Origin of the sequence: Microbacterium paraoxydans (assembly GCF_019056515.1) — a bacterium.
In the GTDB taxonomy this organism is placed as follows: Bacteria; Actinomycetota; Actinomycetes; order Actinomycetales; family Microbacteriaceae; genus Microbacterium.
This window is the reverse complement of sequence record NZ_CP064873.1, coordinates 2,689,049-2,709,445: the sequence shown is the minus strand read 5'-3', so window position 1 is coordinate 2,709,445 and position 20,397 is coordinate 2,689,049. Positions and strand designations below refer to the sequence as shown.

Below are 20,397 nucleotides of genomic sequence, written 5' to 3'. Positions count from 1 at the left end.
GTCGTCGCCGGCGATGGAGGCCGCGGCCTCCCTGTTCGCCGACCTCGTGTCCCACGGCGTCCGTGATGTCGTGCTCTCTCCCGGCTCGCGGTCACAGGCTCTCGCGCTGGCCGCGGCGGCCTTCGCCGACGAGGGCGCGCTGCGCGTGCACGTGCGGATCGACGAGCGGGTCGCCGGGTTCACCGCCCTGGGCATCGCACGGGAGACCCGGGTCCCCGTCGCGCTCGTGTGCACCAGCGGCACGGCTGTCGCGAACCTCCTCCCGGCCACGATGGAGGCCTTCCACTCCGGGGTGCCGCTGCTGCTGCTCACCGCCGATCGGCCTCCCGAGCTGCGGGGAGTCGGTGCGAATCAGGCGACCATCCAGGAGGGTCTGTTCCACCCCTGGGTCCGGGCGCAGATCGACGCGCCCGTTCCCGGAGACGGCGAGTGGGACGGCCTCGCCGCGCGCGTGGTCGCCGTCGCGCTCGGGGGGCGGAACCCGAGTCCGGGCTTCCCGGCGTCGCCGGCCCGGTGCACCTGAACCTGCCGTCCCGGGAACCGCTGTCGGGCGCGATGCCGACACGGACGCTGACACCGGGGGAGGCGCCGCGCCTGCCGGAGCCGGAGGCGTTCGCGCTGGAGCGCGGGCCGCGCACAGTGGTCCTCGCGGGCGCCGATGCGGGTGCCGCGGCGGAGGAGATCGCCCATGCCGGCGGGTGGCCGCTCATTGCGGAGATCGTCAGCGGCGCACGCTTCGGACGCCAGGTGGTGCACGGGTATCGCCGGCTGCTGTCCCGCGACGACCTCGGCGGACGCATCGAACGGGTGGTCGTGCTCGGACACCCGACGCTCAGCCGCGAGGCCGCACGGCTGCTGTCCCGCGCGGACGTGGAGGTGATCGCAGTCCGCAGGGGCGGCGAGGAGCTGGATCTGAATCACCGCACGCGCGCCGCCGCGGCCGTCACGGTCGCCCAGGGGGAGACCGACCGGGAGTGGCTCGGCGCGTGGATGCGGGCCGCCGCCGACGAGGCCGTTGATCTCAGCGAGAACGCCCCGGACACCGAAGGACTCTCCTCCACCGACTTCGCCGCCCGCCGCGACGCTGTGCGCGCGGAGCTCGACGCCGTGCGACGCCCGCTCGATCGCGAGCGCCTCGTGGATGCGGTGTGGCGGGCCACCTGGCCGCATGACCGTCTGGTGTTCGGGTCGTCCCGCCTGGTCCGCGTCGCCGACGAGGTGCTCGGCGGCAAGAAGGTCCCCGTGCACGCCAACCGCGGTCTCGCCGGGATCGACGGCACGATCGCCACCGCCACGGGCATCGCCGTCGCCAGCCAGGCCGCCGGGGCTCCGGGCGTGACCCGGGTGCTGCTCGGCGACCTCGCGTTCCTCCACGACGTCGGTGCGCTGCTGTTTCCGAGCGACGAGACGGAGCCGCGACTCCAGGTCATCGTCGGCAACGACGGCGGCGGCACGATCTTCGACGGCCTGGAGGTGGCGGGCACCGCGCCGGCCGCGCACCTCGATCGCGTGTTCTACACCCCGCACGGGGTGCGCCTGGAGCACCTCGCGCTCGCCTACGGCTGGGAGTATCAGCGGGTCACCACGCGGACCGCTCTCGACCAGGCGCTGACGACGCCGCGTGGCGGTCGCCAGATCATCGAGGTGCCGCTGCCGCGGTGACTGGCATCATGTGCGTATGAACGCGCACACCTGGACGCAGAACCTGCGGGTGCGGCCCGGCTTCCGCCTCGCCGATGTCGATCCCGACAGCAAGCCCGGCTACGACCACGGCAAGTCCCGCGGCACGGCCGACCTCGAAGCCGGTCTCGAACGCCTGAACGACCTGCAGGAGCGGCTGTTCGCCGAGAGTCGGGTGGGCACGGCGCAGGACGCGGTGCTGCTCGTCCTGCAGGCGATGGACTCCGCAGGCAAGGGCGGCATCGTCCGGCACGTGGTCGGGGGCGTCGATCCGCAGGGCGTCGCGCTCGCCGCGTTCAAGGCGCCGACGGCGGAGGAGCGGCAGCACGACTTCCTGTGGCGCGTCGAGAAGAGGCTGCCGGAGCCCGGGTTCATCGGGGTCTTCGACCGCTCGCACTATGAGGACGTGCTCATCGGACGGGTGCGGCAGCTCGCCGACGCCCCCGAGATCGAGCGGCGCTACGACGCGATCAACGCGTTCGAGGAGCGCGTCGCGGCGTCCGGCGTCCGCATCGTCAAGGTCATGCTGCACATCTCCCCGGAGGAGCAGAAGGCGCGGCTGATGGAGCGCCTGGAGCGCCCGGACAAGCACTGGAAGTACAACCCGGGCGACGTCGACGAGCGGATGCTGTGGCCGCAGTACATGGAGGCGTACCAGACCGTCTTCGATCGCACGTCGACCGAGGCTGCGCCCTGGTACGTCGTGCCGGCGAACGCGAAGTGGTACGCGCGGCTGGCCGTGCAGGAGCTGCTGCTGGCCGCCCTCGAGGACATCGATCCGCAGTGGCCGGTCGCCGACTTCGACGTCGAGGCCGAGAAGAAGCGCCTCGCCGCGAGCTGACCGGGGGGCTCAGGCCAGCGCGTCGACGAGCGGGCGGAACTTCACCCGGGTCTCGAGGAGCTCGCTCTCGGGATCGGATCCGGCGACGATCCCGGCCCCGGCGTAGGCGGTGACCGCGATCGCGTCGTCCGTCGTCGTGAACTGCGCGCACCGCAGGGCGATGGCCCACTCGCCGTTGCCGTCCGCGTCGACCCAGCCGACCGGTCCGGCGTAGCGCTCGCGGTCGAACGGTTCGAGCTCCCGGATGGCGGCGATGGCCGTCGGTGTCGGGGTGCCGGCGACGGCCGCGGTCGGGTGGAGTGCGCGCACGAGGTCGAGGGCCGAGCGGCCGTTCTCCAGCTCGCCTTCCACATCGGTCGCGAGGTGGAAGAGGTTGGGCAGCTTGAGCAGGAAGGGCTGCTCGCTCGCCGCCAGGGCCCTGGTGTACGGGCGGAGGGACGCGAGCACGCTCTGCACGGCGTACTGGTGCTCGTCGAGGTCCTTGGTGCTGGAGGCGAGGTGCGCGGAGGCGGCGGTGTCCGCGTCGGCGTCGGCCCCGCGCCCGATCGTTCCGGCGAGCACACGAGCGGTCACCGTCCGGTCCTGCACTGTGACGAGGGTCTCCGGGCTCGCGCCGATGAGTCCGTCGACCGCGAAGACCCAGGTGTCCGGGTATCCGGTGGCGAGCGCGCGGACGAGTCGCCGCAGGTCGGAGCCCGCGGGGATGGTGCCCTGGAGGTCGCGCGCGAGGACGACCTTGCTGAGCTCGCCGTCCGCGATGCGCGCCAGCGCACCCCGCACGGCGTCCTGGTAGCCCTGGGGGCTCTGCGCTCCGGGGCCCACGGTGCCCGCCCAATGCGGTCCGTACTCCGCGGCCTCGACGGCACCCGGCGCACGCTCGTCGTCGGAGCGGTGGATGCGGGTCTCCCAGAAGCGGTCGCCGTGGCGGCCGAGGATCCGCGACGGGATGACGAGCACGCTGTCGGCGCGCGAGTCCTCGTCGAAGGTGAAGGCCCCGAACGCGACGAGTCCGGTCCCGGGGAGTCGCAGCGGGTCGGAGACCTCGGCCGCCGCCGCGAGCCCCTTCCAGAGCGCCGCGAGGGTCTCGGCGCGGGTGCGCCCCTCCTCGGCCGACGGGCGGAGCTCGGCGACCGGCTCACCCACCGCCACGATCCCGTCGCCGCGGCGGAACCAGGCGAGCGGGCGGGCGGGGTCCGCGAAGGAGAGGAGGTCTTCGACCGGATCGATCTCTCGGGTCTCCACGACCAGGGGGGTGTGCTGCACGACTCCAGCCTATTCCGCGGACGTAGGGTGGGCGGATGAGCGATGCGCGTCCCGCAGCCGGTGCCGAGATGATCTTCCAGTGGCGCAAGTGGGACGGTTCGCCGCACTGGCGCCACGAGTGCGTGTACCTCGGTGCCGACCGGTGGGGCGACTGGGTGGGGCAGCCCACCGGCTGGCACAGCGCCCGCCCGGGGGCGGAGTTCCACGCGGCCACGCCGAACGTCACCCTCGTCCCGCCGAGCGCCGACTTCGCGCTCACCGTCAATCGCCGGCACCCCCGGGGGATGCGTGTCTACATCGACCTCGGGTGGGACGTGCGGTGGTCGGACGACCCGCTGCTCGCGACGGGCATCGACATGGACCTCGACGTCGTCCGTGTGGAGGGCGAGCGCGGCACCTGGGTCGACGACCGCGACGAGTGGGCGGAGCACAGCGCCCGTTACGGCTACCCGGCCCCCGTCATGCGGCATCTGGAGGAGCTGGCGCTCGACCTCGAGACGAGGGTCAGGGAACGCACGGCGCCGTTCGACGACGCCACGGCCGATCCCTGGCTGGACCGACTCGAAGCGCTGGACCTCGCGCCTAGACTGGACGCGTGACCGCGAACGACAAGAACCGCGCCGATCTCGGCAAGGACCCCGCCCGCGTCAGCGGCATGTTCGACCAGGTCGCCGCCGGGTACGACCGCACGAACACCGCGATGACGTTCGGCAACGACGCGCTGTGGCGGGCCGCGACCACCCGCGCCGTCGCCCCGAAGCCGGGGGAGCGCATCCTCGATCTCGGAGCGGGCACGGCATCCTCCTCCGCCTCCCTCGCCCGCAGCGGCGCGCAGGTCGTCGCGGCGGACTTCTCGCCCGGCATGCTCGCCGAGGGTCAGCGCCGCCACGGGGCGATGCGCAACCTCTCCTTCGTGCAGGCGGATGCCACCGCCCTGCCGTTCGCGGACGACGAGTTCGACGCGGTGACGATGTCGTACGCGCTGCGCAACGTGAACGACCCGAAGAAGGCGCTGCGCGAGCTCTACCGGGTGACCAAGCCGGGCGGCCGCCTCGTCATCAACGAGTTCTCCACGCCTCCGGGGAAGCTGTTCCGCGGGGCCTACCGGTTCTACAACGCGCAGGTGCTCCCGCGCGTGGCCCGGGTCGCCGGAACGAACGGCGACGCCTACGACTATCTGAACGAGTCGATCCGCGACTGGCCCGACCAGAAGCGGCTGTCCGAATGGATCAGGGAGGCCGGCTGGCAGGATGTCGCCTACCGCAACCTCACCTTCGGCATCGTGGCCCTGCACCGGGCGCGCAAGCCCGCGTGAGCACGGCGCGAACGGCGGCACCCGACGCAGGTAGGCTGGGAGCGTGACTTCGAGCCCCAGCGCCCCGGGTTCGCGACTCGCGAGCCGTCTCGGCTTCAGCGATCGCGTCTTCGTCGGTCCCGCCGCGCGTCGCATCGCCCGCACCATCGAAGACGGACTGGAGCTGGTCGAGACCGGGCTCGCGGACGACGTGCGTGTCGCCGACCCCCTCGCCGACGCCGCCAGCCGCTATCTGTACGAGGCCGGCGGCAAGCGCATCCGCCCCGTCCTCACGCTGCTCGCGGCCCAGCTCGGCGACGGCAACACCCGAGAGGTGATCGACGTCGCGAAGGCGCTGGAGATCACGCACCTCGGCTCGCTGTACCACGACGACGTCATGGACGGCGCGGACCGCCGCCGCGGTGTCCCCGCCGCGCAGACGGTGTGGGGCAACAACATCGCCATCCTCACCGGCGACATCCTCTTCTCGCGCGCCAGCCAGCTCATGTCGCGGCTCGGCGAGCGCGCCATCCGGCTCCAGGCCGACACGTTCGAGCGCCTCGTCCTCGGGCAGATGCACGAGACCCTCGGTCCGCAGCCGGACGACGACCCGATCGCGTTCTACATCCAGGTGCTCGCGGACAAGACCGGTTCGCTGATCGCGGCGGCCACCCAGGGCGGCGTGATCTTCTCGAACGCCCCGGCGGAGTACGAGGAGCCGCTGCGCGTCTACGGCGAGAAGATCGGCGTCGCCTTCCAGCTCCTCGACGACGTGATCGACCTGTCGGCCAAGCCCGAGGAGACGGGCAAGGTCCCGGGCACCGACCTGCGCGCGGGCGTCCCGACCATGCCATACCTCCTGCTCAAGGCGGAGGACGATGACGCCGCAGCCGACCTCGCCGCCCGCATCGACGACGGTGTGGCCCTCATCGCCGACGGCGCCGACCCGGCGATCCTCGACGGACCGCTGGACGAGCTCCGCGACCACGCCGTCACCCAGAAGACCCTCGAGCTCGCCCACGCGTGGACGCAGGAGGCGATCGACGCCCTCACCGCCCTTCCGCGCGGCACCGTGCGCGAAGCGCTCACCCGATTCGCCGAGACCCTCGCCGAGCGCTCCAGCTGACACCGTACGGGCCCCGGGCCCGGGTGTCCGCCGCGACGGCACACGAAAGGACCTCCATGACCAAGCTGAGACTGGCCATCGTCGGCGCCGGCCCCGCGGGCATCTACGCCGCGGACATCCTGCTGAAGGCCGAGCGCAAGTTCGACGTGTCCATCGACCTGTTCGAGCAGCTCCCCGCCCCCTACGGGCTCGTCCGGTACGGCGTCGCCCCCGACCACCCCCGCATCAAGGGCATCATCACCGCCCTGCGCGACGTGCTCGACCGTGGCGACATCCGCCTCTTCGGCAACGTTCGGTTCGGCGAGGACATCACGCTCGACGACCTCAAGAAGCACTACAACGCGGTCATCTTCGCCACCGGGGCGATCCGTGACACGTCGCTGGACATCCCCGGCATCGACGCGGTGGGCTCCTACGGCGCCGCCGACTACGTGAGCTGGTTCGACGGACACCCCGACGTGCCGCGCGAGTGGCCGCTGGACGCCGCGTCGGTGGCGGTCCTCGGCAACGGCAACGTCGCCCTCGACGTCTCCCGCATGCTCGCGAAGCACGCGGAGGACCTCCTCGTCACCGAGGTCCCCGAGAACGTGTACGAGGGGCTCAAGGCGAGCGCCGTCACGGACGTGCACGTGTTCGGCCGCCGCGGGCCGGCCCAGGTGAAGTTCACGCCGCTGGAGCTCCGCGAGCTGGGGGAGCTGCGCGACGTCGACATGGTCGTCTACGACGAGGACTTCGACTACGACGAGGCCTCGAAGGACGCGGTCGCGAGCAACAAGCAGGTCATGGTCATCGACCGCATCCTGCAGTCCTGGCGCAAGCGCGACTCCGTCAACAACGCCGGCGGCACCGCCTCGCGCCGCCTGCACCTGCACTTCTGGGCGCGCCCGGTCGAGGTGCGCACCGACGAGAACGGCCGTGTCGCGGCCCTCGTGTACGAGCGCACCCAGCCGGACGGTCAGGGTGGTGCGGTCGGCACCGGAGAGCTGCGTGAGGTACCCGTGCAGGCGCTGTATCGCGCGATCGGCTACTTCGGCTCGCCCCTGCCGGGCGTCCCCTTCGACAAGAAGCACGGCGTCATCCCGAACCACGAGGGCCAGGTGCTCGCGAAGGACTCCAACGACCGCGTCCCCGGCGTGTACGCGACCGGCTGGATCAAGCGCGGCCCGGTCGGTCTCATCGGCCACACGAAGTCCGACGCCATGGAGACCGTCCGTCACCTGATCAACGACCAGGGCTCGTGGTGGCACCCGGAAGACCCGTCCGAGGAGGCCATCCCGGCACTGCTCGCCGAGCGCGGCGTCGCCTGGACCGACCTGGACGGCTGGCACCGCCTCGACGAGCACGAGATCAGCCTCGGCGCGCCCCAGGAGCGGGCGCGCGTGAAGGTCGTCCCGCGCGAGGAGATGGTGCGCGTCTCCCGCGGCGAGTGAGTCGTCTCGGCGCCGGGGCGTGCTCCCGGCGCCGGGTCCCCGCGCCCCTAGGCTGAGGCCATGCGACCTCGTGCACTCCTGGCCCTCGGCGCCGTGGCCGTGCTCCTGCTGTCCGGTTGTGCGCCCGAACCCGAGGTGAAGCCGACCAGGACGCCGTCGGCCGCGGTCACGACCGCGCCGACACCGGGGGCCGAGGTGCCGACGCCCGCCTTCGACGTGGATTGCGCCGATGTCGACGCGGCCATGACGAGTGCGCTCGGCGAAGCCGGCGGCGACGTCGCCGAGGTCCTCGGAGTCTGGTCCTCCCCGAGCTGGTACCCCGGACCGGCGCAGCACATGTTCCAGCGGGCCGGCGGGATCGCCTGTTCGGCGGGGACGGCGGAGCGCAACTGGGAGGTCACGATCCTCCCGGACGCGGACGAGGTCACGACGGGGGCGGAGTCCCGCGGCGGATACTTCGGTGAGGAGGCGCGCTGCGAAGGCGGCGGGTACTGCTTCTTCCAGATCGTCGACGGCGACGTGCTCCTCTCGGCCGCGGTCGTCGACCCGGAGCGCGGACCGGACGACACCGCGTCGCTCGAGGAGGTGCTGCGCGGGCTCGCCGCGACCGCCGCCGCCTCGCTGCAGCCCGTGGAGGTTCCAGAGAGCGCCGTCGCCGGGGTCGACTGCACGCGCTTCCTCACCGCCACCGAGCTCGCAGAGCGGGTCGGCGCCGAGGTGCACGTCGTCGACGCGTTCGGCGGCTGGTCCATCCCGGCCGAGGTGTACCAGGAGCGCAACGGCTCGCGGATCTGCTACTACGCCTCGGCCGAGGACGAGTACGCGGCGCAGGGATACCTCACCCTCACCACGCTTCCCGGCGGCGCCTGGGCCTTCGACCGGCTGGAAGGCGAGGACACCGTCGACGTCGAGGGGGCGGACGCCGCCGTGACCGGCGTCGACGAGCTCGGCCGGTCGGTGCTCGACCTCCGGGTGGGGCAGGACTGGCTGCGTCTGACCACGTTCGAAGGGTCAGGAATCGACGACCTCGCCCCGATCGGCGCCGCCATCGCGGACGATTTCTCCGTGGCCCGCCCCGGCGGCGAATGACGGCCGTGGGCTAGCCTGGGCACGAGGGGGAGGACGCATGGCCGAGTGGATCCCGGATGTGCTCGGAGACGAGTTCGCCCAGCTCACCCTCGACCTCGGCAGTGACGAGCAGGGCCCGGTGGTGGCCACCCTCGTGCGCGCGCTGCCGGCTCCGGTCCCGTGGTGGGAGCGCGCTCGGCGCCGTCGCCCGCTGCTCGAGGGCGTGGACGTGCTCTACATCCACGGGTGGTCGGACTACTTCTTCCAGAAGCGGTTGGCCCGATTCTGGACCGCTCGTGGTGCCCGCTTCTTCGCTCTCGACCTGCGCAAGTACGGGCGCAGTCTGCGCGAGGGCCAGACCCCGGGCTACATCACCGACCTGTCCACCTACGACGAGGACATCGCCGCGGCCCTGGACGCGATGGGGCGCGGCGAGGGCGGCGAGGAGAGCGGGCGACGCCTGATCCTGCTCGGACACTCGACCGGAGGGCTGACGCTGAGCCTGTGGACGGCCCGGCATCCCGGCGCGGCCGATGCCCTCATCCTGAACAGCCCCTGGCTCGAGTTCCAGTTCGCCCCCGTGCGCGCCGCGATCGCCCCGATGGTCGAGTTCCAAGCGCGGATCCGGCCGCTCGACGTCGCGCCGCAGGTCGACCTCGGCTACTACACGCGGGCGCAGCAGGAGGTGGCCGACCCGGACGACCCGATGGAGGTCAACACCGCGTGGCGTCCCGTGCAGACGATGGCCGTGTACGCCGGGTGGCTCAATGCGATCCTCACCGGGCACAAGGCCGTCGCCGCGGGTCTGGACATCGCGGCGCCGGTCTGCGTCCTTCTGTCGAAGCGGTTCGTGCCGCCGACCCGGTGGTCGGATGAGCTCACCTCCGCCGACTCCGTGCTCGTCGTCGACGACATCGCCCGCGCGGCCCTGCGGCTCGGCTCCTCCGTGACCGTCGAACGGATCGACGGCGCCCTGCACGACGTCTTCCTGTCCCGACATGAAGCCCGCGAGGACGCGTATCGTCGCCTGCACCGCTGGGTCGTCGGCTGGCGCGCCGCTCAGACGTAGTACATCGCGCGCGCAAGGCGCTCCGCCTCGTCGCCGTCGCCGGTGCGCACCGCTTCGGCGAAGTCGGCATACACCTGTCGCATCCGCTCGCGATCGCCGGGGCGCACCACCCAGGCGCGCAGGTTCCGGGTCACCGCGACGGCGACATCGTCGATGAGCATCCGGTGCTGACGGTTCCCGCTGTGGTCGGCGAGGTAGGCGAAGACCGCCCATCGCGCCCGTGCCGTGGACGCGCCGTCGGTGAGCGAGTCGTGCATTCGAGCGATGAGCTCCTGCACCCGCTCGCGCTGGACCGCGCTGAGTCGCGGCACCGCCATCCGGGCCGTGATGCCTCCCTGGTAGCCGGCGAACTCCAGCGACTCGGCCACCACCTGCGGCGTGACCATCGTCACCTCCGTGTACCGGCTCGGGTACATCGTCACCAGTCCCAGTCGCTCCAAGCGCTGCAGTGCTTCGCGCACCGGCGTCCGCGAGACGTGGAGCTCGTCCGCCACGTCGACGTCCCGGATCCGGTCGCCCTCGGCGAACTCTCCCTCCGTGATCAGCCGCCCGATGTGGTGGAACACCTCATCCGCCAGCAGCTGCTTGTTCTCTCCGATGCTCTTCGACTCGATCTGCGCCATGGCCCAGCCCCCGGTGGTTCTCGGTCTGCGACCGACGTCCGCTCCCGGGCGATGAGGGGAGCGACGGCCGCAGGATTGCCGTCATGCCTCCTCGGGGGGCCGATCCGCGTGGGGGCGCGCAGCGGGCGGGGAGGCCTGTCATGAACCCGGGACCGGTCGGCGTGCGACGTCGGCAGACCCCAGGCCGACGCGAGCTCCGGGGGCCCGCGCCGCTCCCTCCCCTGAGCCGGCGTGGCATCCTCGAAGCGCATCCACCGCGGCGATCGGGTGTCGGGCGGGGATGGCGTCGGAGTCGTGACGAGTCACGACCGCTTCCAGTCTCGACGAAGAACACCGATATCTCGGTATGCGTTGACCGGGGAAAAGAAAGGGCCCGGGATGACTCCCGAGCCCTGGCCTCCGACGCGAGTGGCGTCAGCGGTAGTTGATGAACTGCAGATCGATGTCGAGGTCGCTGCCCTTGAGGAGAGCGATCACAGCCTGGAGGTCGTCGCGGCTCTTCGACTGCACGCGCAGCTCGTCGCCCTGGATCTGGCTCTTCACGCCCTTGGGGCCCTCGTCGCGGATGATCTTGCCGATCTTCTTCGCGTTCTCGGAGGAGATGCCGTCCTTCAGGCTCGACAGGATGCGGAACTCCTTGCCGCTGGCGAAGGGCTCGCCCGAGTCGAGGCTCTTCAGGGAGATGCCGCGCTTGATGAGCTTGGACTGGAACACGTCGAGGACGGCGTTCGCGCGCTCCTCGGTGTTCGCGGTGATGAGGATCTGCTCGCCGCTCCAGGCGATCGAAGCACCGGTCCCCTTGAAGTCGTAGCGCTGCTCCACCTCTTTGCGCGCCTGGTTCAGGGCGTTCTCGGCCTCCTGGCGATCCACTTTCGAGACGATGTCAAAGGAACTGTCAGCCATGCCTCAACTGTATCCGCGGCTGTGCGGAAAGTCCCGTGGGCGCGGCACCCCGGGAGCGCGTCTCCGGATCACAGGACTGATCGGCGCGTACGGTGGCGACCCGATGGCGGTGACCTCTCCGAACGGCGACCAGGTCGGCTACGTCACAGTCGCCTACGAGTGCGAACTGCTCAGCGACCCGGCACCGGACAGGGGCGAGATCGTCGAACTGGGCTGGTTCCCCCGAGGGGCCATCGCCGCCTTGCCGCGTCGTGACTGGATCGACCGCGTCATCCGCGATGCGCCGCATCGTGCGGGCGGTGACGTCGCACGCTGACGCTTCCGCCTCCGGCTGATATGGAAGCGTTTTCATGCCTCGTGCCGGGCGCCGGGCCGATCACGGGTTGATATCGACGCGGTTGCAGATTGTGATCGCCTTTCGAAACGATGCATACTGTAAGCGCTTGCAGTCTTGCAGGCGCTCAGCACTGAGAGAGGCACACACCAATGAAGGTGAACAAGAGGGGCATGGTCGCCGCGGGCGCCATCGCCATCGTTTCGGCTCTGACGCTCGCCGGCTGCTCGACCGGCTCCGGCGGCGACGACTCTTCCTCCGGTGGGGACAGCGGCGGCACGCTGACCGTCTGGGTCGACGCCGAGCGGGTCGACGCGCTGCAGGGCGCGGCGGACGCGTACCAGGAGAAGACCGGTGTCACGGTCAAGCTGGTGGGGAAGTCCGTCGACGACATGAAGGATGACTTCATCCAGCAGGTCCCGACCGGCAAGGGCCCCGACGTGGTCATGGGCGCTCACGACTGGCTCGGCGAGCTCTCGACCAACGGTGTCGTCGCGCCGATCGAGCTTGGCGACAGCTCCGAGGACTACCTCCCCGTCGCGCTCCAGGCGGCGACCTATGAGGGCACCGTCTACATGCTCCCGTACGCGGTCGAGAACATCGCGGTCCTGCGCAACGCCGACCTCGTCCCCGAGCCCGCGACGAGCTTCGACGACATGGTCTCGAAGGGCACCTTCGTGGTGGAGCAGGGCGCCGAGGGCAACCCGTACCACCTGTACCCGTTCCAGACCGCGTTCGGCGCTCCGGTCTTCGGCACCGACGACAGCGGCAGCTACGACCCGACCGACCTGCAGCTCGGCAGCGAGGGCGGCTTCGCCTTCGCCGACTGGCTGGGCGCGCAGGGCGCGGCCGGCACGCTGAACACCGACATCGACGGTGAGATCGCCAAGCAGCAGTTCCTCGACGGCACCGCCGCCTTCTGGCTGACCGGCCCGTGGAACGTGGGCGCGGCCACCGAGGCGGGCATCAACGTCGAGATCGACCCGATCCCGAGCCCGACGGGGGAGACGGCCTCGCCGTTCGCCGGCGTCAAGGGCTTCTTCGTGAGCGCCGAGTCGAAGAACAAGGTCGCGGCCAACGACTTCCTCGTCAACTACCTCGGCACGGAGGACGTGCAGCTGGAGCTGTTCAAGGCCGGCAACGTTCTCCCGGCCCTCACGGCTGCCGCCGACACCGCGGCGTCCGACCCGATCATCGCCGGCTTCCAGTCCGTCGGCGCCGACGCGGTCCCCATGCCGGCGATCCCTGCCATGGGCGCGGTCTGGCAGTTCTGGGGCGTGGCCGAGGCCGCCATCATCAACGGCGAGGACCCGCAGGCGACGTGGCAGAAGCTCGTCGACGACGTGACCGCCGCGATCGAGTAACGGCCGACAAGATGACGACCCTGCCGGGGCGGGCCACCCAGCCCGCCCCGGCAGGACCATGACGAGGACGACATGACAGACACCGAAGAGCGCACCGCGCCCCCCACGCCTCGGCAGCGCCAGGCGGCGAAGATCGCCGAGGCGGCCTCCCGACCGATCGGGTGGATGCTGCTCAAGATCCTGTTGCTGGCGATCGTGGACGCGATCGCCGTCTACGCCGTGTTCGTGCTGCTCGTGCAGCGCGAGTGGCTGGTGCTCGGCCTCGTCGTCGCGGTGACGGTCGTCGTCAACTACATCTACTTCTCCCGCAAGCGCATCGCGGCGAAGTACCTCACCCCCGGCATCATCTTCCTGGTCCTGTTCCAGGTCTTCACGCTCCTCTACACGGGCTACATCGGCTTCACGAACTACGGCACCGGTCACAACGGGAGCAAAGAGCAGGCGATCTCGTCGCTGCTCGCCTCCGCGCAGGAGCGCGTCGAGGACTCCCCGACGTATCCCGTCACGGTGGTCGAGCAGTTCGGCACCTACGGCCTCCTCGTCACGGATCCCGACGACGGGGATGCGCTCCTCGGCACGGCGGAGCAGCCTCTCGCCGAGGTCGACGCGGAGTTCGAGGGTGGCAAGGCCGTCGCCGTCGACGGGTGGACCACGCTTCCGCTGGCCACCGTCTTCACCCTGTCGGAGGAGCTGGAGCAGCTCTCCGTCCCGTTCAGCGACGACCCCAACGACGGCAGCCTCCGTGCACCCGACGGGCAGAACGGCTACCTGTACGTCTCGACGCTGACCTACGACGCCGCTGCCGACACGATCACGGACACCGCGACCGGCACGGTCTACAGCGATACCGGCGACGGTGCGTTCACCGCGGAGGACGGCGAGCAGCTGCTGCCCGGCTGGCAGACCACGGTCGGCTTCGACAACTTCGTCCGCGCGGTGACCGACGAGTCCATCCGCGGTCCGCTCATCTCGGTCACCGTCTGGACCTTCGTCTTCGCGCTGGTTTCCGTCGCGACGACCTTCTTCCTCGGCCTGCTGCTCGCGCTCGTCTTCAACAACACGCGCATGCGCTTCCGCAACGGCTACCGGATCATCCTCATCCTCCCGTACGCCTTCCCCGCGTTCCTCTCCGCGCTCGTCTGGGCCGGGATGATGAACGAGAGCTTCGGGTTCATCAACCAGGTGCTGTTCGGTGGCGCGGCCATCCCGTGGCTCACCGATCCGGTGCTGGCGAAGGTGTCCGTGCTGCTGGTGAACCTCTGGCTCGGCTTCCCGTACATGTTCCTCGTCTGCATGGGCGCGCTGCAGGGCATCCCGGACGACGTGAACGAGGCCGCCGTCATGGACGGCGCGAACGCGTGGCAGATCTTCCGCCGCATCAAGCTGCCGCTGCTGCTGGTGACCGTGGCGCCGCTGCTGATCTCGTCGTTCGCGTTCAACTTCAACAACTTCAACCTGATCTACATGCTGACCAAGGGCGGCCCGCGCTTCAGCGACGTGTCGATCCCCGTCGGCCACACGGACATCCTCATCTCGATGGTCTACAAGGTGGCCTTCACCGGTCAGACCCGCGACTACGGTCTCGCCTCCGCCTTCACGATCCTGATCTTCGTCGTGGTCGCGACGATCTCGATCATCAGCTTCCGCAAGACCAAGGCCCTCGAGGAGCTGAACTGACATGAGCACCGTCCCCAGCACCGCCACCGCCCCGCGCACCGCTCCGCCGCGTCGTTCGTTCGGCGCCTGGTTCGCCGACACCGGATGGCGTCACCTCGTCGCCATCGTGGTGAGCGCCTTCGCCCTCTTCCCGCTCCTGTACGTCGTGTCGGCCTCGCTCAACCCGAAGGGCACGCTCACCGGGTCGAACCAGCTCTTCTCGGCCATCGGGATCGACAGTTACGTGCGCATCCTCAGCGACCCGCAGAACCCGTACGGAACGTGGTTCCTGAACACGCTGCTCATCGCGGTCGTGACGGGCGCGGTCACCGTGTTCATTGGAGCGTGTGCGGCATATGCCTTCTCCCGCATGCGCTTCGCGGGCCGTCGCGTGGGGCTCGTCACCATCGTCGTGGTGCAGATGTTCCCGCAGCTCCTCGCTGTGGTCGCGATCTTCCTGCTGATGTCGACGCTGGGGGACTGGTTCCCGGCGATCGGCCTCAACACGCACACCGGCCTGATCCTCGTCTATCTCGGCGGCGCGCTCGGTGTGAACACCTACCTGATGTACGGCTTCTTCAACACGATCCCGAAGGAGATCGACGAGGCCGCCCGCATCGACGGCGCCGGGCACGCGCGGATCTTCTTCACGATCATCCTCCGCCTGGTCGCCCCGATCCTCGCGGTCGTCGGTCTGCTCTCCTTCATCGGCACGGTGAACGAGTACGTGATCGCCAGCGTCATGCTCGTCGACGTGGATCAGCAGACCCTCGTCGTCGGTCTGACCAAGCTCGTGGCGAACCCTCGCTACGCCGACTGGTCGGCCTTCTCCGCCGGCGCGGTCATGGCGGCGATCCCGGTGATGGTCCTCTTCCTCTTCCTGCAGAAGTACATCGTCGGCGGTCTCACCGCGGGGGCGACCAAGGGCTGATCGACGCATCGGGCAGCGCTAGCGTGCGTCACATGCTACCTTGTGAGGCATGACAGCGGACGCCGGGGCGCAGATGCGCAAGGGGGTGGTGGAGTACTGCGTGCTCGGCCTGCTCTCGCGCGAGCCCATGTACGGCTGGCAGCTGTCGGAGGCACTCACCGGCGCCGGGCTGATCGCCAGCATCGGCACCCTCTACCCGCTGCTCGGGCGGTTGCGGGACAACGGCTGGGTGACGACGTTCGACCGGCCGTCCGAGAGCGGTCCGGCGCGCAAGTACTACCGGCTCACGGATGCCGGTATCGATCAGCTCGCGCGCTTCCGGGCGCAGTGGGCGCCGTTCGCCCGTGCCGTCACGGGCATGGTGGGGGAAGGATGACCATGACCGAGAAGACCGCAGCCGAGCTGCGTGACGACTACCTGGCCCGGCTGGACGAGGCGATGCGCGGCCTCCCGCACGGTGTCGCGTCGGACATCCGCGGCGGGATCGCGGAGGAGCTCGACGGGCTCGACGCGGAGGCGACCGCGGAACGGATCGACAGGCTGGGGGATCCCCGAGGGATCGCCCGTGAAGCGGGGGACGAGGTGCCGACGGTGCCGCCCGTCGTGTTCCCTGCGCCCGCGCCCGCTCCGTCGGCACCTCGCACGCCGACGACGGCGACGCGGGGCTTCGCGATCGCGGCCGCGCTCACCCTGAGCTTCGGCGGGATCGTGGTGCCGGTCGTCGGCTGGTTCGTGGGCGCGGTGCTCGTGAGCCTCAGTGCGATGTGGCGGACCTGGGAGAAGGCGCTCGCGATCCTCGTGCCCTTCGCGGCCACGGGGCTGTCCTTCCTGATCACCTCGACCATGACGGGGTTCTCGACGGGGTCGGCCTCCGGCAGCTCGACCGACGGCGACGCGGTGTCGGACGTGGTGAACCCGCTCGTCCCGTCCTTCGGGGAGTGGCACCTGCTCCTGCTGCTGGGGTTCCTGCTGGTCCCGGCCTCCGGGCTCTGGCTGCTGTGGCGGATGCGCGGCCGCGGCGTCCGCTGACCGAGGCCGCCGCGTCGCGGCGTTGCTCACGGCCCGGGCGGGGGCGCGGGCCTACGGTGGGACCATGGCACGGGTGGGTGGTCGGAACCTCGGGATGAGCTGGTTCGCCGGCATCGTGTGCGCCGGGATCGTCGGCGCTCTGGTCTGGCTCTCACTGCCGATGCTCCCGATCCTCGCGCAGTTCGCCGGCGACGCGCTCCGCAGCACTTTCCCCTGAGCCGCGGAACCCGCGCGGCGACGCGTATGGCGACACGACGGCACGCCTCCGGAAGCGCCGGGACGCGCGGCGGTAATCTCGCACTGCACATCCCCGATGAGAGGCGCATCCCATGAGTGATCCCGAGGCTCGTCAGCCCGAGAAGTCGAACGACGTCGACGACGTCGTCGGCAGCGCGAACGCCGGTCTCGACGCCGCAGCGGCAGCCCGCGGAGATGTTCCCGGCGGCGCGGACGACGTCGACCGCTCGCGTGCCGAAGGCGCGACGCCGGCGTCTGCGGAGACGCCGGCCGACCAGGCCGCAGCGCGGCAGGAGCCCGCGGTCGACCCCGATCTCGCCGCGTTCGAGGCCGCCGAGCGGGAGCACCCCGGCACCTTCGCCTCCTCCGCACCGGCACCGAGCCGCACGGAGGGCGACCGTCCCGGCGCCGACCGCTTCGGTGACGAGCGACGCGACGCGACCCCCGAGACGTCGCTGTACGCGACGCCGGAGACCTCGCTGTACGACACCTCGGCCCCCCGCGCGCACGAGGAGTCGGCCATGGCAGGCGCCGCCTACGCCTCCCATGCCGACGACACCGACACCCGGATCGTGCCCTCCGAGCCGCTCACGAACGGTGCCGCTGCCGCCGCGCCGCAGCCTCAGCAGCCGCAGCCGATCTTCGTGCAGGCGCCGGAGCCGCCGCGCGAGCGCGGCAACCGCGGCACCGCCGGGGCCATCGGCCTGCTCGCCACCGTCGCCTTCGCGCTGCTCTACCTCGCGACCGTCCTCGGCCTCGGCGCTCTCGCCGGCGACGTGAACGGGGAGAACATCGGCGAGGCGCTCGTGGCCCCGCTGCTCACCTGGGGCTTCTGGACGCCGGTGGTCGTGTTCTTCCTCGGCTTCTGGCTCCTCGGAGCGATCATCAACCGTGGCCGCTGGGGCCTGTGGGTGGTGTTCGGCATCGTGGTCGGACTCATCGCCTACGCCGGACACATCCTGGGGCAGCTCTTCGAGGCGCCGTTCTGGAAGCTCACGGCGTCGCAGGGCCTCGAACTCGCGGGGGAGCAGCTGCTGGCACCGCTGGCGATCGCGGCCTTCGTGTTCGCCCGCGAGCTCACGATCTGGTTCGGCGCCTGGGTGGCCCGCAGCGGCGCCCGCAAGACCGAGCTGAACGAGGAGGCGCAGCGCGAGTACGAGCGCACCCTCGAGGCCGGTCCCACCCTGTCGAGGTAATCACGAACACCACCACGCCGAACCCCCGCGGGCCCGAGTCCGCGGGGGTTTCGGCTGTCCTCGCGGCAGTGATGGCCACCATCGCCTTCTTCGCTCTCGCCGTCTTCGGCCTGGGTGCGCTCAGCGTCGCCACCGACCGGGACATCATCGATGCACCGGGCCTCGGGCAGATCCCCGGGGTGTCCGGCATGGTCGCGGCGGTCGTGGTGTTCGCACTGGTCCTGTGGGCGACGGTGCGGCGGGGACACGCCTCCTTCGGCTCCGCTCCCGTGATCGCGCTGCTCACGGCCCTCGTGCACCTGGCCACCGTCTGGTTCGCCGTGCTCGTCGCGACGAGCGACGTGGTCGTGGCCACGGCCGTCGCCGGAGATCTCGTCCGCGGCGGCGCGAGTCTCGTGCTCCTCGCCGCGGCGGCGGTGGCCGCCTGGGGCGGGATCGCCCTGCGCCGCACGAAGTCGGCGCAGCCGCGATGGCCGTGGGAGCGCGACGAGGGGGAATGACACCCCGGAAATCCGCGCCGTGAGCGGCGACGCGCCGTACGCTGGTGGGGTGGAGCGCTCATTGGAGACGCAGGTCGACCAGGCCGTCGAGGCCTGGTTGCGCTGGGTGCCGCGCTGGGAGCCGGCGACGCACCGCGGCCGGACCGCGCCCTGCCGACGCTGTCTCGGCTCGCCCATCCTCGCCGCCGCGGGAATCGCCGGCACCACCCCGCACGGCGTCCAGCACGGCCTGTCGACGCGCATCAAGACGATCGTCGACCACGCGGTCGCCGAGTACACCGCGCGGAACCTCCCCACGCTGCAGCGGGAACTCGACCAGCAGGCCGCGCGCAACAGGGCACGCAGCTATCGACCGACGGAAGACCTCGACCCCGAGTTCGAGGGCATGCCGCTGGACCCGGAGCCGGTGCCCGGTGCCCCCTTCCTCTTCACGATCGCCGGCCTCGCCGACGACTCCGCGGCCGAGCTGCCACCGCTGCCTCCGCTCTCCGACGAGGCCAAGACGGCACTGCGACAGGAGGTCGCCCTCGCGGACGAGTACGCGAACCTCGTCGGCCGGGAGATCTGCGGGATCCTGCTCCGGCACCGCATCACGATCCAGGCGGCGGTGTCCCGGCACGTCGAGCCGCAGATCGAGGCGCTCCTCGCCGAGCTGACGGAGTCGCTGGACTCCCCGTTCGACCCCGACATCCCCTGACTCCGCGCGGGCCGGGCGAGGGCGGCCGTCATTTGACCGTCAGGTTACGCGGCATTACACTTGATCAGGTGTGTGCACGTCCTGACGTGCGCGCTGGGCGTCGGCACCTCGCCGGTCCGCCCCCACGGCATACCCACCACACCAAAAGCTCGCCGGTTCCGGCGTGCCGGTGGGTCATGATGTGAAACCCATCACGCTGTCACCGTGCAGCACTATGAGGAGAGAACGTGCCAACCATTCAGCAGTTGGTTCGCAAGGGTCGCTCGCCCAAGGTCTCGAAGACCAAGGCGCCCGCGCTCAAGTCGAACCCGCAGCAGGCCGGGGTCTGCACCCGCGTCTACACCACCACCCCGAAGAAGCCGAACTCGGCGATGCGCAAGGTCGCTCGTGTGAAGCTCCGCAACGGGACCGAGGTCACCGCGTACATCCCCGGTGAGGGCCACAACCTGCAGGAGCACTCCCTGGTGCTCGTCCGCGGCGGTCGTGTGAAGGACCTCCCCGGTGTGCGTTACAAGATCGTCCGTGGCGCTCTGGACACCCAGGCCGTCAAGAACCGTAAGCAGGCTCGTTCCCGCTACGGCGCGAAGAAGGGTTGAGTTAGATGCCTCGTAAGGGTCCCGCCCCCAAGCGCCCCGTCGTCAACGACCCGGTCTACGGCGCTCCGATCGTCACCTCGCTGGTGAACAAGATCCTCGTCGACGGCAAGAAGTCGCTGGCCGAGTCGATCGTCTACGGCGCCCTCCGCGGCGTCGAGGCGAAGAACGGCCAGGACGCCGTCGCCACCCTGAAGAAGGCGCTCGACAACGTGCGCCCCACGCTCGAGGTCCGCAGCCGCCGCGTCGGTGGCTCGACCTACCAGGTTCCGGTCGAGGTCAAGCCGCACCGCGCGAACACCCTCGCGCTGCGCTGGCTCGTGAGCTACGCCAAGGGTCGTCGTGAGAAGACGATGACCGAGCGTCTCCAGAACGAGATCCTGGACGCGTCGAACGGCCTCGGTGCCGCGGTCAAGCGCCGCGAGGACACCCACAAGATGGCCGAGTCGAACCGCGCGTTCGCTCACTACCGCTGGTAACCCCTTCGACGGGCTCAGGGACCCTTCCGCGTTCCTGGGCCCGTCGCACCCCCTCTTCGCAGTACACCTGCTGCTCCAATAGAT

The 20,397-nt window shown here is 70.6% G+C and carries 22 protein-coding genes and 1 pseudogene; 20 read left to right on the top strand and 3 right to left on the bottom strand.

Translation table 11 applies throughout. The features are described 5' to 3' along the window. Positions 1 to 13: 13 nt before the first annotated feature. Positions 14 to 1,662, top strand: a pseudogene (menD, locus tag IZR02_RS13305) (2-succinyl-5-enolpyruvyl-6-hydroxy-3-cyclohexene-1-carboxylic-acid synthase). A gap of 16 nt (positions 1,663 to 1,678) precedes the next feature. Continuing rightward, positions 1,679 to 2,521 (top strand): polyphosphate kinase 2 family protein, encoded by an 843-nt coding sequence (locus IZR02_RS13300; RefSeq protein ID WP_085606404.1) that lies wholly within the window; start codon positions 1,679 to 1,681, stop codon positions 2,519 to 2,521. 9 nt (positions 2,522 to 2,530) lie between these two features. Here IZR02_RS13300 and IZR02_RS13295 read toward each other — a convergent pair whose 3' ends face one another. Further along, the gene (locus IZR02_RS13295; RefSeq protein WP_126893289.1) at positions 2,531 to 3,784 is read right to left on the bottom strand and encodes an isochorismate synthase; all 1,254 of its coding nucleotides are present in this window, start codon (positions 3,782 to 3,784) and stop codon (positions 2,531 to 2,533) included. A gap of 35 nt (positions 3,785 to 3,819) precedes the next feature. On the opposite strand from IZR02_RS13295, the gene IZR02_RS13290 reads away from it, so the two are divergent. The 6 genes from IZR02_RS13290 to IZR02_RS13265 are packed head-to-tail and all read left to right on the top strand — an operon-like array spanning position 3,820 to position 9,771. After that, a complete protein-coding gene (locus IZR02_RS13290; protein WP_126893290.1) occupies positions 3,820 to 4,383 on the top strand; it encodes a DUF402 domain-containing protein in 564 nt (187 codons plus the stop codon). Beyond that, a complete protein-coding gene (locus IZR02_RS13285) occupies positions 4,380 to 5,099 on the top strand; it encodes a class I SAM-dependent methyltransferase (RefSeq protein WP_101848414.1) in 720 nt (239 codons plus the stop codon). Before IZR02_RS13290 ends, IZR02_RS13285 begins: the two co-directional genes overlap by 4 nt. Before the next feature lie 43 nt (positions 5,100 to 5,142). Continuing rightward, a complete protein-coding gene (locus tag IZR02_RS13280; RefSeq protein WP_060921235.1) occupies positions 5,143 to 6,204 on the top strand; it encodes a polyprenyl synthetase family protein in 1,062 nt (353 codons plus the stop codon). A 56-nt stretch (positions 6,205 to 6,260) separates the two neighbouring features. Next, on the top strand, positions 6,261 to 7,634 hold the full coding sequence (locus IZR02_RS13275) for an FAD-dependent oxidoreductase (protein ID WP_062632898.1): 1,374 nt from the start codon (positions 6,261 to 6,263) through the stop codon (positions 7,632 to 7,634). A gap of 60 nt (positions 7,635 to 7,694) precedes the next feature. After that, positions 7,695 to 8,723 (top strand): hypothetical protein, encoded by a 1,029-nt coding sequence (locus tag IZR02_RS13270; RefSeq protein WP_217316517.1) that lies wholly within the window; start codon positions 7,695 to 7,697, stop codon positions 8,721 to 8,723. A gap of 37 nt (positions 8,724 to 8,760) precedes the next feature. Continuing rightward, entirely contained in the window at positions 8,761 to 9,771 is a 1,011-nt protein-coding gene (locus IZR02_RS13265; protein WP_217316516.1) for an alpha/beta hydrolase, read from the top strand. On the opposite strand, the gene IZR02_RS13260 is transcribed toward IZR02_RS13265, so the two are convergent. Both IZR02_RS13260 and IZR02_RS13255 read right to left on the bottom strand, forming a co-directional pair. Continuing rightward, positions 9,762 to 10,394, bottom strand: coding sequence for a GntR family transcriptional regulator (locus IZR02_RS13260; RefSeq protein ID WP_217316515.1), 633 nt, complete (start codon positions 10,392 to 10,394; stop codon positions 9,762 to 9,764). The genes IZR02_RS13265 and IZR02_RS13260 overlap by 10 nt on opposite strands. A gap of 414 nt (positions 10,395 to 10,808) precedes the next feature. Further along, complete coding sequence (locus IZR02_RS13255) at positions 10,809 to 11,297, bottom strand: YajQ family cyclic di-GMP-binding protein (protein ID WP_025102421.1); 489 nt, start codon at positions 11,295 to 11,297, stop codon at positions 10,809 to 10,811. 103 nt (positions 11,298 to 11,400) lie between these two features. On the opposite strand from IZR02_RS13255, the gene IZR02_RS13250 reads away from it, so the two are divergent. The 12 genes from IZR02_RS13250 (at position 11,401) to rpsG (ending at position 20,313) form a co-directional block, all read left to right on the top strand. Beyond that, positions 11,401 to 11,613 carry a hypothetical protein gene (locus tag IZR02_RS13250; protein WP_217316514.1) on the top strand — a complete coding sequence of 71 codons (213 nt, stop codon included), beginning with the start codon at positions 11,401 to 11,403 and terminating at the stop codon, positions 11,611 to 11,613. Between the two features lie 170 nt (positions 11,614 to 11,783). Continuing rightward, complete coding sequence (locus tag IZR02_RS13245; protein WP_062765244.1) at positions 11,784 to 12,995, top strand: sugar ABC transporter substrate-binding protein; 1,212 nt, start codon at positions 11,784 to 11,786, stop codon at positions 12,993 to 12,995. A 72-nt stretch (positions 12,996 to 13,067) separates the two neighbouring features. Continuing rightward, entirely contained in the window at positions 13,068 to 14,672 is a 1,605-nt protein-coding gene (malF, locus tag IZR02_RS13240) for a maltose ABC transporter permease MalF (protein ID WP_062765241.1), read from the top strand. A 1-nt stretch (position 14,673) separates the two neighbouring features. Beyond that, a complete protein-coding gene (locus IZR02_RS13235) occupies positions 14,674 to 15,582 on the top strand; it encodes a sugar ABC transporter permease (protein ID WP_062765238.1) in 909 nt (302 codons plus the stop codon). A gap of 49 nt (positions 15,583 to 15,631) precedes the next feature. Further along, entirely contained in the window at positions 15,632 to 15,958 is a 327-nt protein-coding gene (locus IZR02_RS13230) for a PadR family transcriptional regulator (protein ID WP_062765234.1), read from the top strand. 2 nt (positions 15,959 to 15,960) lie between these two features. Then, a complete protein-coding gene (locus IZR02_RS13225; RefSeq protein WP_085606386.1) occupies positions 15,961 to 16,611 on the top strand; it encodes an HAAS signaling domain-containing protein in 651 nt (216 codons plus the stop codon). A 64-nt stretch (positions 16,612 to 16,675) separates the two neighbouring features. Beyond that, on the top strand, positions 16,676 to 16,828 hold the full coding sequence (locus tag IZR02_RS13220; RefSeq protein WP_164498161.1) for a hypothetical protein: 153 nt from the start codon (positions 16,676 to 16,678) through the stop codon (positions 16,826 to 16,828). 112 nt (positions 16,829 to 16,940) lie between these two features. Next, positions 16,941 to 18,044, top strand: a complete 1,104-nt coding sequence (locus IZR02_RS13215; RefSeq protein WP_126893295.1) for an ABC transporter — start codon at positions 16,941 to 16,943, stop codon at positions 18,042 to 18,044. Positions 18,045 to 18,115: 71 nt separating this feature from the next. Beyond that, complete coding sequence (locus tag IZR02_RS13210; RefSeq protein ID WP_238695598.1) at positions 18,116 to 18,544, top strand: hypothetical protein; 429 nt, start codon at positions 18,116 to 18,118, stop codon at positions 18,542 to 18,544. Between the two features lie 49 nt (positions 18,545 to 18,593). Next, positions 18,594 to 19,241: a hypothetical protein gene (locus IZR02_RS13205; protein ID WP_062765222.1), complete on the top strand. Its 648-nt coding sequence runs from the start codon at positions 18,594 to 18,596 to the stop codon at positions 19,239 to 19,241. A gap of 227 nt (positions 19,242 to 19,468) precedes the next feature. Continuing rightward, the gene (gene rpsL, locus IZR02_RS13200) at positions 19,469 to 19,837 is read left to right on the top strand and encodes a 30S ribosomal protein S12 (RefSeq protein WP_013584051.1); all 369 of its coding nucleotides are present in this window, start codon (positions 19,469 to 19,471) and stop codon (positions 19,835 to 19,837) included. A 5-nt stretch (positions 19,838 to 19,842) separates the two neighbouring features. Then, complete coding sequence (gene rpsG / locus IZR02_RS13195; protein ID WP_017201608.1) at positions 19,843 to 20,313, top strand: 30S ribosomal protein S7; 471 nt, start codon at positions 19,843 to 19,845, stop codon at positions 20,311 to 20,313. Positions 20,314 to 20,397 lie beyond the last annotated feature (84 nt).

Bases quoted from the DNA above. Each gene is read 5' to 3' on its own strand.
- IZR02_RS13300 (WP_085606404.1), top strand. From the start codon at position 1,679: ATGAACGCGCACACCTGGACGCAGAACCTGCGGGTGCGGCCCGGCTTC.
- IZR02_RS13290 (WP_126893290.1), top strand. From the start codon at position 3,820: ATGAGCGATGCGCGTCCCGCAGCCGGTGCCGAGATGATCTTCCAGTGG.
- IZR02_RS13275 (WP_062632898.1), top strand. From the start codon at position 6,261: ATGACCAAGCTGAGACTGGCCATCGTCGGCGCCGGCCCCGCGGGCATC.
- IZR02_RS13270 (WP_217316517.1), top strand. From the start codon at position 7,695: ATGCGACCTCGTGCACTCCTGGCCCTCGGCGCCGTGGCCGTGCTCCTG.
- IZR02_RS13265 (WP_217316516.1), top strand. From the start codon at position 8,761: ATGGCCGAGTGGATCCCGGATGTGCTCGGAGACGAGTTCGCCCAGCTC.
- IZR02_RS13260 (WP_217316515.1), bottom strand. From the start codon at position 10,394: ATGGCGCAGATCGAGTCGAAGAGCATCGGAGAGAACAAGCAGCTGCTG.
- IZR02_RS13255 (WP_025102421.1), bottom strand. From the start codon at position 11,297: ATGGCTGACAGTTCCTTTGACATCGTCTCGAAAGTGGATCGCCAGGAG.
- IZR02_RS13250 (WP_217316514.1), top strand. From the start codon at position 11,401: ATGGCGGTGACCTCTCCGAACGGCGACCAGGTCGGCTACGTCACAGTC.
- IZR02_RS13245 (WP_062765244.1), top strand. From the start codon at position 11,784: ATGAAGGTGAACAAGAGGGGCATGGTCGCCGCGGGCGCCATCGCCATC.
- malF (WP_062765241.1), top strand. From the start codon at position 13,068: ATGACAGACACCGAAGAGCGCACCGCGCCCCCCACGCCTCGGCAGCGC.
- IZR02_RS13235 (WP_062765238.1), top strand. From the start codon at position 14,674: ATGAGCACCGTCCCCAGCACCGCCACCGCCCCGCGCACCGCTCCGCCG.
- IZR02_RS13230 (WP_062765234.1), top strand. From the start codon at position 15,632: ATGACAGCGGACGCCGGGGCGCAGATGCGCAAGGGGGTGGTGGAGTAC.
- IZR02_RS13225 (WP_085606386.1), top strand. From the start codon at position 15,961: ATGACCGAGAAGACCGCAGCCGAGCTGCGTGACGACTACCTGGCCCGG.
- IZR02_RS13220 (WP_164498161.1), top strand. From the start codon at position 16,676: ATGGCACGGGTGGGTGGTCGGAACCTCGGGATGAGCTGGTTCGCCGGC.
- IZR02_RS13215 (WP_126893295.1), top strand. From the start codon at position 16,941: ATGAGTGATCCCGAGGCTCGTCAGCCCGAGAAGTCGAACGACGTCGAC.
- IZR02_RS13210 (WP_238695598.1), top strand. From the start codon at position 18,116: ATGGCCACCATCGCCTTCTTCGCTCTCGCCGTCTTCGGCCTGGGTGCG.
- rpsG (WP_017201608.1), top strand. From the start codon at position 19,843: ATGCCTCGTAAGGGTCCCGCCCCCAAGCGCCCCGTCGTCAACGACCCG.